Consider the following 11505-nt stretch of genomic DNA (forward strand, 5'->3'; position numbering starts at 1 on the left):
AAAACAGTCCCGCAAGGGACTGTTTTTCTCTCACCATTCGCAGGAAACCACGAACAGCAACGAACGCCGATGCTGATCGTCCAGGCGGCGGCGCACCCGGATGATATGCCGGTTGCTGCACGACTGGCGCTCCAGCCAACGGTGCCTGCGGCGCTGGCTCTGCCGCAACATCCGCCAACGGCCCACTTCGTTTCTACTGCGTCTCATAATTGCGTCACTCGTCCGTCAAATGCCAACCGCGGGCATTATAGCCCTTTCGGCCAAGGATCCAAGCCGCAGTTCACCGCGGCGGCAGCGGGGAAACGGCGGTAAAAAGTGGCCTTTTACTTTCAGCAAGTGCCTTAAGTTCATCATATTTCTGCAACATAAGCGCCGAGAAAAGGTTTCCCCTTTAACGAACTGTGCGTACACTCATCATTGGTGGTTTGCGAACGGGATTTTTCGCCTTTATGACAACATTTTATACTGTAATCAGTTGGCTCATGGTGTTCGGTTACTGGCTGCTTATCGCCGGTGTGACGCTGCGTATTCTGATGAAACGCCGCACGGTGCCTTCGGCCATGGCCTGGTTGCTGGTTATCTATATTCTGCCGCTGTTCGGCATCGTCGCCTATTTATCTTTCGGCGAATTGCACCTGGGTAAACGCCGCGCCGAACGCGCCAAGGCGATGTGGCCTTCTACCGCCCGCTGGCTGAACGAGCTGAAAGAGAGCCGCCGGATCTTCGCCACCGAATACAGCGAGGTCGCCAGGCCGCTGTTCCAGCTGTGCGATCGCCGCCAGGGCATCGACGGCGTCAAAGGCAATCAGCTGCAGCTGCTCACCACCACCGACGAGACGCTGAAGGCGCTGATCCGCGATATCGAACTGGCGCGCCATAACATCGAAATGGTGTTCTACATCTGGCAACCCGGCGGTTTGGTCGATCAGGTGGCCGAATCACTGATGGCCGCCGCCCGCCGCGGCGTGCATTGCCGCCTGATGCTGGACTCCGCCGGCAGCCTGCAGTTTTTCCGCAGCCCCTATCCGGGCATGATGCGCAACGCCGGCATCGAAGTGGTCGAGGCGCTGAAGGTCAACCTGTTCCGCGTGTTCCTGCGCCGCATGGATCTGCGCCAGCACCGTAAAGTGGTGCTGATCGATAACTATATCGCCTACACCGGCAGCATGAATATGGTCGACCCGCGTTACTTCAAACAAGACGCCGGCGTCGGCCAGTGGATTGATCTGATGGCGCGCATGGAGGGGCCGGTCGCCACCACCATGGGCATCGTTTACGCCTGCGACTGGGAGATTGAAACCGGCAAACGCATTCTGCCGCCGCCACCGGACGTCAATATCATGCCGTTCGAGCAGGAAAGCGGTCACACCATTCAGGTGATCGCGTCCGGCCCCGGCTTCCCGGAAGAGATGATCCACCAGGCGCTGCTGACCGCCGTCTATTCGGCGCGTGAGCAGTTGATCATGACCACGCCGTATTTCGTGCCGAGCGACGATTTGCTGCACGCCATCTGCACCGCCGCCCTGCGCGGCGTCGAGGTCAGCATCATCGTACCGCGCGACAACGATTCGACGATGGTTCGCTGGGCCAGCCGGGCGTTCTTCTCCGAGTTGCTGGAGGCCGGGGTTAACATTTATCAGTTTGAAGGCGGCCTGCTGCATACCAAGAGCGTGCTGGTCGACGGCCAGCTCAGCCTGGTCGGCACCGTTAACCTCGACATGCGCAGCCTGTGGCTGAACTTCGAAATTACGCTGGTGATCGACGACGACGGTTTCGGCAGCGATCTGGCCTGCGTGCAGGAAGACTACATCGCCCGTTCAACGCTGCTGAACGCCAAAGAGTGGCTGAAGCGGCCATTCTGGCACCGCCTGCTCGAGCGCCTGTTCTACTTTTTCAGCCCGCTGCTGTAAAAGCCGTGACGAGCGTGCTTTAATAGCGCCAAATCATTTGTTATCAGGATTTTTTTATGGATTTGAATAACCGCCTTACCGAAGACGAAACGCTGGAACAGGCCTACGACATCTTTCTGGAGTTAGCCGGCGACAATCTGGATCCGGCGGATATTCTGCTGTTCAACCTGCAGTTTGAGGAACGCGGCGGCGCTGAGCTGTACGACCCGGCCGAAGACTGGCAGGAGCACGTGGACTTCGACCTGAACCCGGACTTCTTCGCCGAAGTGGTGATTGGGCTGGCGGACAGCGACGGCGAGCCGATCAACGACGTGTTCGCCCGCGTGTTGCTGTGCCGCGAGAAAGACCACAAGCTGTGCCATATCTTGTGGAAAGAGTGAGTTTCTGCGCCGCCGGATAAAAAAAGCCCCGCTGGATCAGCGGGGCTTTTTGTTGGCATCAACCCTAAACTATAAAGGATCGACCTTCAGGCACGACACCGCATGGCGGAAACTGCCTTCCAGCAGCGGACGCGTTTTGGCGCACTCCGGCCCGGCGATCGGGCAGCGGGTACGGAACACGCAGCCAGACGGCGGGTTGATCGGCGAAGGCAGCTCCCCTTCCAGCAGCTGGATCTGCTTGTCCTTCTCCTTGTCCGGATCCGGGATCGGCACCGCCGACATCAGCGCTTTGGTGTAGGGGTGCTGCGGGTTGTGGTACACCTCGTCATAGGTGCCCAGCTCCACCGCATGGCCCAGATACATCACCAGCACGCGATCGGAAATGTGCTTCACCACCGCCAGATCGTGGGCGATAAAGATCAGCGACAGCCCCATTTCGCGCTGCAGCTGCTGCAGCAGGTTGACCACCTGCGCCTGAATCGAGACGTCCAGCGCCGAGACCGGCTCGTCGCAGATCACCAGCTTTGGTTCGAGGATCAGCGCGCGGGCAATACCGATGCGCTGGCACTGCCCGCCGGAAAACTCGTGCGGGTAGCGGTTGATCAGGTTCGGCAGCAGGCCGACCTTCAGCATCATCGCCTTCACCTTGTCTTTCACTTCCTGACGCGGCATTTTCGGGTAGTAGGTGCGCAGCGGCTCGGCGATGATTTCGCCGATGGTCATGCGCGGGTTCAGCGAGGCCAGCGGATCCTGGAAGATCATCTGAATGTCGCTGCGGGTTTTGCGCCAGTCGGCGTCGTTCATGCCGAGCAGATCCTTGCCCAGCCAGGCCACGCGGCCGCTGGTGGCCTTCACCAGGCCGATAATGGCGCGGGCGAAGGTCGACTTGCCGCAGCCGGATTCGCCAACCACTCCCAGCGTTTCGCCCTCAAACAGCCGCAGCGTGACGCCGTCGACCGCCTTCAGGGTTTTCGGCGGCTGCCAGAACCACTGTTTGTCATCATGAATGTCGAAGTGCACTTTCAGATCGGCCACTTCGAGCAGCACTTTCTTGTCGGTTACCGCTGTCATACCAACGCCTCCACCGGTTTAAAACAGGCGCGCAGGCGCCCTTCACCAAACTGCTCCAACGGCGGAGCGCTCGCGCATTGTTCCATCGCGTACGGACAACGCGGCTGGAACGGGCAGCCTTTCGGCAGGCGCAACAGGTTCGGCGGGTTGCCGGGGATGGTCATCAGCGCCTCGCCCTCGGCGTCCAGGCGCGGCACCGCGTTCAGCAGGCCGATCGAGTACGGGTGGCTCGGGTGATAGAACACGTCACGCGCGCTGCCGTACTCCATGGTGCGGCCGGCATACATCACCAGCACCTTGTTGCAGATGCCGGCGACCACGCCCAGATCGTGGGTGATCATGATAATGGCGGTGTTGAACTCGCGCTTCAGCTCATTCAGCAGCGTCATGATCTGCGCCTGCACGGTCACGTCCAGCGCGGTGGTCGGTTCGTCGGCGATCAGCAGCTTGGGCCGGCACAGCAGCGCCATGGCGATCATCACGCGCTGGCGCATGCCGCCGGAAAATTCGTGCGGGTACATGCGCATGCGCTTGCGCGCCTCCGGCATTTTCACCGCGTCGAGCATGCGCACAGACTCTTCAAAGGCTTCGCTTTTGCTCATCTTTTTATGCAGCATCAGCACTTCCATCAGCTGTTCGCCGACGCGCATATAGGGGTTAAGCGAAGTCATCGGGTCCTGGAAGATCATCGAGATCTCCTCCGCCCGCAGCTTGTTGAGCTGGTTTTCCGGCAGGTTGAGGATCTCGCGGCCGTTAAACCTGGCCGAACCGCCGATGCGCCCGTTGCTGGCCAGCAGCCCCATCAGCGCAAAAGCGGTCTGGGATTTGCCGGAGCCGGACTCGCCGACGATGCCCAGCGTTTCGCCGGCGCGCAGGTCGAAATTCAGATCGTTCACCGCCGTCACGTCGCCGTCCGGGGTGCCGAAAGTCACGCGCAGATCTTTCACGTCCAGCAGCAGCGGGGATTTAGCGCCGACGCCGCTTTGCAACTGCGGATTTTCAATGGTGCTCATGATGGCACTCCTTAACGATCTTTCGGGTCGAGGGCGTCACGCAGGCCATCGCCGATAAAGTTGAAACAGAACAGAGTGACCACCAGGAAACCCGCCGGGAACAGCAGCAACCACGGTGAAACTTCCATCGAGTTGGCGCCGTCGCTGAGCAATGCGCCCCAGCTGCTTAACGGCTCCTGCGTGCCCAGCCCCAGGAAGCTGAGGAAGGATTCGAACAGGATCATGCTCGGCACCAGCAACGAGGCGTAAACCACCACCACGCCCAGCACGTTCGGCACGATATGCCGCAGCACGATGTTGCGCGTGGAGACGCCGCACACCAGCGCCGCTTCGATAAACTCTTTGCGCTTGAGGCTCAGGGTTTGCCCGCGCACGATACGCGCCATATCCAGCCACGACACCATGCCTATCGCCACAAAGATCAGCAGGATGTTTTGGCCAAAGAAGGTCACCAGCAGGATCACGAAGAACATGAACGGGAAGGAGTTGAGGATCTCCAACAGGCGCATCATCACCGAGTCCGTTTTGCCGCCCAGGTAGCCGGACATTGCGCCGTACAGAGTGCCGACCACCACCGCCACCAGCGCCGCCGCCACGCCGACCATCAGCGAGATGCGCCCGCCGATGGCCACGCGCACCAGCAGGTCGCGGCCGGAGGAGTCGGTGCCGAAGTAGTGCGCGGATTCGAGGCTCGGCGCCGCCGACATCATCGCCCAATCGGTATCGTCATAAGCGAACTGCGACAGCCAGGGCGCCGCAATCACAAACAGGGTGATCAACGCCAGCACAAACAGGCTGCTGACCGCCGCGCGGTTATGCACAAAGCGCCGGCGCGCGTCCTGCCACAGGCTGCGCCCTTCCACTTCCAGCTTTTCGCTGAAGTGTTCCAGAGCTTCGCTGTTCTTTTTGGTCAACATCATTCGCGTGCTCCAGATTAATAACGGATTTTAGGATCGATAACGGCGTACAGCACGTCGACGATCGCGTTAAACAGAATGGTCAAACCGCCGACCAGAATGGTCAGGCTCAGCACCAGGGAATAGTCGCGGTTCAGCGCGCCGTTAACGAACAGCTGGCCGATGCCCGGCAGGCCGTAAATGGTTTCGATCACCATCGAGCCGGTGATGATGCCGACAAACGCCGGGCCCATATAGGACAGCACCGGCAACAGCGCCGGCTTCAGCGCGTGGCGGAAGATAATGCGACGCATCGGCAGGCCTTTGGCGCGCGCAGTGCGGATAAAGTTGGAGTGCAGCACTTCGATCATCGATCCGCGGGTGATACGGGCGATGCTGGCGATATAGGCCAGCGACAGCGCCACCATCGGCAGGATGATAAACTTCGGCGCCCCGCCGTTCCAGCCGCCGCCCGGCAGCCATTTCAGCGTGATGGCGAAGATCAGCACCAGCAGCGGCGCCACCACGAAGCTGGGTATCACTACCCCGGTCATGGCGAACCCCATCACCGTATAGTCCCATTTGGTATTTTGATTCAGCGCGGCAATCACGCCGGCGCTAACGCCCAGCACCACCGCCAGCAGGAACGCGGCCAGGCCGAGCTTGGCGGATACCGGGAAAGACGCGGCCACCAGATCGTTGACCGAATAGTCCTTGTATTTGAATGACGGGCCAAAATCGCCTTGGGCGAGCTGGGCCAAATAGTGACCGTACTGTTTCCAGATAGGATCGTTGAGGTGATATTTGGCTTCGATATTCGCCATCACTTCCGGCGGCAATGCGCGCTCGCCGGTAAATGGGCTGCCCGGCGCCAAACGCATCATAAAGAAGGAGATGGTAATAAGGATAAATAGTGTCGGGATCGCTTCCAATAAGCGACGAAGTATAAATTTAAGCATTGCCCTAACCCTGTGCTACAGCCTGATGACGGCTTATTATTATCAACATGGAGCGGCGACGCGTGCCGCCGCTCCTAACCGTATCAATGCTTGATGATGTACAGGTTTTTGTCGTACACGTTATCAAGCGGGTCTTTACCGGTATAACCGCCCACGTAAGGTTTCACCAGACGGGCATTCACGTAGTAATAAACCGGCACGATGGCAGAATCTTTATCCAACTGAACTTCCGCTTTCTGATACAGCGCCGCGCGTTCCTCTTTGGTTTTCGCCGTCAACACGTTAGCCATCAGCTTGTCGAACTCGGCGCTCTTATAGTGCGGGGTGTTACTGCTGCTGTCGGACAGCATCATGTTCAGGAATGAACTTGGTTCGTTGTAATCTGCGCACCAGCCGGCGCGCGCCACGTCATAGGTGCCCTGATGACGGGTATCCAGGAAGGTTTTCCACTCCTGGTTCACCAGCTTCACGTCTACGCCCAGGTTTTTCTTCCAGATGGACGCAGCGGCGATCGCCAGCTTTTTGTGCAGGTCCGAGGTGTTGTACAACAGCGAGAAGGTCAGCGGCTTGCCCGGGCCATAGCCGGCATCGGCCAACAGTTTCTTCGCCACTTCGTTGCGTTTTTCCTGGGTCCAGCCAAACCACTCTGGCGGGGTCAGCTTGGCGCCGTCGGTATACGGCGGCGTGAAGCTATAGGCCGGCAGGTCGCCCTGGTTTTTCACTTTATTGGTGATGATATCGCGATCCAACCCCAGCTTCAGCGCTTCACGCACGCGTTCATCGGTAAACGGCGCTTTCTGGTTGTTGATCTCGTAATAATAAGTGCAGAGGTAAGGATCGACATGAACCTCTTTCGGGATCTCTTTCTTCAGCTTCTGGAACAGTTCGATCGGCATGTTGTTGTAGGTCATGTCGATTTCGCCGGTGCGGTAGCGGTTAACGTCGGTCACTTCCGATGAAATTGGCAGGAACGTCACTTTATTGATGATGGTTTTGGCGTTATCCCAGTATTCCGGGTTACGTTCCAGTACGATGCGTTCGTTAACGATCCAGTCTTTCAGCTTGTAAGCGCCGTTGCTGACGTAGTTCGCCGGCAGGGTCCACTTCTCGCCGAACTTCTCTACGGCGTCTTTGTACACCGGCTTCATCGCGTAGTGCGGGGTCATTTCCACCAGGTACGGCACCGGCTCGGTCAGCGTGACCTGGAAGGTATGATCGTCGATGGCCTTCACGCCCAGGGTCGACTTGTCTTTCTTGCCGGCGATGATGTCGTCGACGTTTTCCACGTGGGCATATTGCAGATAGCTGGCGTAAGGCGAAGCGGTTTTCGGATCCACTACGCGCTGCCAGCTATAGACGAAATCTTGCGCCGTTACCGGCTTGCCGTTCGACCATTTCGCGTCTTTACGCAAATGGAAGGTCCAGACTTTAAAATCTTTGTTGTCCCAGCTTTCCGCCACGCCCGGGACGATGGAGCCATCCAGGCCGTTATTCGCCAGGCCTTCCATCAAATCGCGGGTAACGTTGTTTTCCGGCACGCCTTCAATCTTGTGCGGATCCAGCGATTGCACTTCGGAACCGTTGTTTTTAACGATCTCTTGCTTGTCTGCCAGCTGTACGCCCGCCGGCACCTCGGCCGCAAATGCACTTCCGGTTGCTGTGATGCCCAGCGCGGCGATGATGCCGGCGGCAAGGAGGCTTTTCTTTGTGATGTTGGTCATGTTTTATACTCCAGTTTTTATTATCACAGGCTCATCGTGAAGCCTGCGTTGCCCGTGAGCGGACCTTGTTATACCGGCCGTAGCGGAACGAAATGCCGCGGCCGGCTTCCCTGTATTACTCACCGTCGTGCGTGAGGTAATACCCCTTTTACTGCTTGATGATGTACAGATTTTTTACGTCGGTGTAGTCCAATGGATCTTTGCCGGTAAAACCGCCCACCGTCGGTTTTATCAGGCGCGCGCTGACGCGGTAATAAACCGGCACCAGCGCGGAATCTTTATCCAGCTGCGCTTCGGCCTGCTGGTAGAGCGCGGCGCGCGCGGCTTCATCCGGCGCCTTCAGCGTGGCGGCCATGATGGCGTCGAACGCCGGGCTCTTGTAGAAGATGGTGTTGATGCTGCTGGTGGAGAGCACCAGGTTCAGGAACGCACTGGGCTCGTTGTAATCACCGCACCAGGTGGCGCGCGCTACGTCGTACTGCCCCTGATGGCGGCTTTCCAGCGAGGTTTTCCACTCCTGATTGCGCAGCGTGACCTCGGCGCCGAGGTTTTTCTTCCACATCGACGCAGCGGCGATCGCCTGCTGTTTATTTTGATCTGAGGTGTTATACAGCAGTGAGAACGTCAGCGGCTTGGCGTCGCTGTAACCGGCTTCAGCCAGCAGTTTTTTGGCCGCGGCATTACGCTGCTCCTGGCTCCAGCTCGCCCACTGAGGTGGCGTGAACTTCGCGCCTTCGGTGAAGGTCGGCGTAAAGCTGTAGGCCGGGATTTGTCCCTGGCCCATAATCTTGTTGGCGATGATGTCGCGATCCAGCGTCATTTTGACCGCCTCACGCACCCGCGCATCGGTAAAGGGGGCTTTCTGATTGTTGAGCTCGTAATAGAAGGTGCACAAAAAAGGATTTACGTGCAGCTGCTCAGGAATTTCGCGCTTCATTTTGACGTACAGGTACGGCGGAATGGCGCTGTTGGTGATATCGATTTCACCGCTGCGGAAGCGGTTGACGTCACTGACTTCGGAAGTGATCGGCAGGAAGGTCGCCTGGTTGATAACGGTTTTGCCGTTGTTCCAATAGCTCGGGCTACGCTCCAGCACGATGCGCTCATTCACCACCCACCCTTTCAGGCGATAGGCGCCATTGCCGACGAAGTTGGCCGGCAGCGTCCACTTGTCGCCAAACTTCTCCACCACCGAACGCTTGACCGGTTTCAACGAGGTGTGGCTCAACATGCTGATAAAGTAAGGCACCGGCTCGGTCAGGGTCACCTGCAGCGTTTTATCATCCACGGCCTTCACGCCGAGCGTCTGCGGGCTTTTCTTGCCGGTCAGGATATCGTCGATATTTTCAATTTTGGCGTACTGCAGATAGCTGGCGTAAGGCGACGCGATTTTAGGATCGACCAGGCGCTGCCAACTGTAGACGAAGTCCTGCGCGGTGACCGGAGAGCCGTCGCTCCATACCGCGTCGGGCCGCAGATGGAATGTCCAGCTGCGGTAATCCTGATTTTCCCAGCTGACGGCCCCCGCAGGCACCACGTGCCCATTGGCGTCGGTGCTGACCAACCCCTCCAGCAGGTTAAGAATGATATTGCTTTCCGGTACGCCCTCGACCTTATGCGGATCCAATGAAGCCACTTCGCTGCCGTTGTTGATCACGATATTTTGCTGCTGGGCCAATTGCACCCCGGCCGGAACATCGGCCGCCAAAACGGAATTAACGCCGCCGGCACCCAGCGCGGCGGCAATCAACAAGGTCAAGCACCTGCGCTTCATGGTTTGCTGCATAGTCGAGGCTCCTTTTCACCAACAAGCATTGCTTATCGATTTTTGTGAAGTGTTTATAAGAATTCTAAATAAACGGATACCAGCAAAAATCATTCCTGTTTTTAGGGCGCATTGCCGTTAATTGACCGCAGGAAAGTTGCTCGGAAATTAGCAGAAGCCAAATTCCATAGCCAATAAATTTTACGAAAATGTTAAGCAATTCTCTTTTATTGACTGAAGCGCGATCCGAAGGTCGGCACTGAGGGTGGTTGAGAGTAAATTTAATTGCATGATTTTATTGCAATTTTTTACAAAACCCATTTCATTCAAGAGACTTGATGAACCACACCGCCAAACAAAGAAACATTCAGTTAACAAAATCACTGTTCAAAGAACAAACACCTGCTTATAGGCGGTTAATCACTAATAACACCTGGATGAAAGCGAGACAAGCCCTACAGAATGATGTGATTAATTTAACAGCAAGTTAAACGATTGGCTGGATGAAAAACGGGGAAAAGAGCCGAGAAAATAGATAGAAATAACACTTAGCGCTTTTATTGAGCAGCAAGTTGAGATTTATGCAACATAAAGGTGCAACGGCAGAAAATTCATTCATATTGCGCACTATAATAATGCGAACTAATAAATAATTTAAAGTTTAAAATTAATTTGAGCTGCGGATCGGATCAATTCGCAGCTCAATGAGCGGTTCATAGCAGGCCGGGGAATAATGCCTTAATGCCGGTAACGATAAATTCGATGCCTAACGCCATCAGCAGCAGCCCCATGATACGGGTAATAACGTTGATGCCGGTTTGCCCAAGCAGGCGCACCAGCAACGGCGCCGCACGGAATAGCAGCCAGCAACAGAAGGCAAACAGGGCGATCGCCACCGTGAACCCCAGCAGATTCTGCCAGGTGTGATAGCGCGAACTCCAGACGATGGTTGAGCTGATGGCACCCGGCCCGGCCATCAACGGCAGCGCCAGCGGCACCACGCCGATGCTTTCGCGGATGGCGCTTTCTGATTTTTCCTGCTTGTTCTGTTTATCCTCGCCCAGCTTGCCGCTGATCATCGACATGGCGATGGTCACCACCAGAATGCCGCCGGCAATGCGGAACGAGTCGATGGAAATGCCGAACATGCGCAGGATCCCCTCACCAAGGAACAGCGAGGTCCAGAGAATGATCGCCACCGACAGATTGGCGGTCATGTTGGTTTTGTTGCGCCCCGCTTCCGCCTGGTAGCTGGTCATGCTGATAAACACCGGCAAAATGCCGACCGGGTTTACCAGCGCAAACAGGCCGACGAAGAATTTGATATAGCCGGAAAAATCCAACAGAGATTGGCCCACAGATGACTCCGCGTTAATAGCTGTAAAAAGTGATGCTGCCCACGCGCGCTAATGTAATGGAATTGCCGCGGGTAATCCATCGGGCTCAATCAGCATTTTTATCTACACGCACGATATGCCGCAAAACAAATACCCATTGTTAAAGTAATGTATGGGCTTTTGATTTTTTATGTTTAAAAAAGAGTCCCCGATCACGGTTATTGAGAATGGCTCTCAAAAACTCAAGCTGAAAGGTGTCAGCCAGCACTTTTCATGATCTAGATCACAAATAGCCTACCCAAGAGTGAGTAAGCTCTTAGTCGTAGTCAGGGAGTAGAACAGATTAAGCCACCAAGCCCTGCGGCCCGTTCCCTCCCCAGCCTGCCGCCCTGCCTGCATCGGGTGAAGCTCTTTAAGTAAATCAGCAGCATGCGCCAAAAACAGTGGGGAAAA

10 protein-coding genes are annotated in these 11505 nt (G+C 56.7%); 2 read left to right on the top strand and 8 right to left on the bottom strand.

What is annotated here, in order from left to right:
- Positions 1–30 precede the first annotated feature (30 nt).
- Entirely contained in the window at positions 31–207 is a 177-nt protein-coding gene (locus KHA73_RS13290) for a YciY family protein (RefSeq protein ID WP_073970208.1), read from the bottom strand.
- Positions 208–449: 242 nt separating this feature from the next.
- Here KHA73_RS13290 and cls point away from each other — a divergent pair, with 242 nt between their 5' ends.
- Positions 450–1910 carry a cardiolipin synthase gene (cls, locus tag KHA73_RS13295; protein WP_234584800.1) on the top strand — a complete coding sequence of 487 codons (1461 nt, stop codon included), beginning with the start codon at positions 450–452 and terminating at the stop codon, positions 1908–1910.
- A 56-nt stretch (positions 1911–1966) separates the two neighbouring features.
- The gene (locus KHA73_RS13300; protein ID WP_061794481.1) at positions 1967–2290 is read left to right on the top strand and encodes an HI1450 family dsDNA-mimic protein; all 324 of its coding nucleotides are present in this window, start codon (positions 1967–1969) and stop codon (positions 2288–2290) included.
- 69 nt (positions 2291–2359) lie between these two features.
- On the opposite strand, the gene oppF is transcribed toward KHA73_RS13300, so the two are convergent.
- From oppF to KHA73_RS13335, 7 genes are all read right to left on the bottom strand, one after another.
- Positions 2360–3361 (bottom strand): murein tripeptide/oligopeptide ABC transporter ATP binding protein OppF, encoded by a 1002-nt coding sequence (gene oppF / locus KHA73_RS13305; protein WP_234584802.1) that lies wholly within the window; start codon positions 3359–3361, stop codon positions 2360–2362.
- The gene (gene oppD, locus KHA73_RS13310; protein WP_234584803.1) at positions 3358–4374 is read right to left on the bottom strand and encodes an ABC transporter ATP-binding protein; all 1017 of its coding nucleotides are present in this window, start codon (positions 4372–4374) and stop codon (positions 3358–3360) included. The genes oppF and oppD overlap by 4 nt, the downstream gene beginning before the upstream one ends.
- An 11-nt stretch (positions 4375–4385) precedes the next feature.
- Complete coding sequence (gene oppC / locus KHA73_RS13315) at positions 4386–5294, bottom strand: oligopeptide ABC transporter permease OppC (protein WP_234584804.1); 909 nt, start codon at positions 5292–5294, stop codon at positions 4386–4388.
- Between the two features lie 14 nt (positions 5295–5308).
- The gene (gene oppB, locus KHA73_RS13320; RefSeq protein WP_234584805.1) at positions 5309–6229 is read right to left on the bottom strand and encodes an oligopeptide ABC transporter permease OppB; all 921 of its coding nucleotides are present in this window, start codon (positions 6227–6229) and stop codon (positions 5309–5311) included.
- Positions 6230–6312: 83 nt separating this feature from the next.
- On the bottom strand, positions 6313–7950 hold the full coding sequence (oppA, locus tag KHA73_RS13325) for an oligopeptide ABC transporter substrate-binding protein OppA (protein WP_234584806.1): 1638 nt from the start codon (positions 7948–7950) through the stop codon (positions 6313–6315).
- Positions 7951–8098: 148 nt separating this feature from the next.
- A complete protein-coding gene (locus KHA73_RS13330) occupies positions 8099–9736 on the bottom strand; it encodes an ABC transporter substrate-binding protein (RefSeq protein ID WP_234584807.1) in 1638 nt (545 codons plus the stop codon).
- A 692-nt stretch (positions 9737–10428) separates the two neighbouring features.
- Complete coding sequence (locus tag KHA73_RS13335) at positions 10429–11073, bottom strand: YchE family NAAT transporter (protein ID WP_234584808.1); 645 nt, start codon at positions 11071–11073, stop codon at positions 10429–10431.
- Positions 11074–11505 lie beyond the last annotated feature (432 nt).

This window comes from Serratia entomophila (assembly GCF_021462285.1).
GTDB classification, from domain to species: Bacteria; Pseudomonadota; Gammaproteobacteria; order Enterobacterales; family Enterobacteriaceae; genus Serratia; species Serratia entomophila.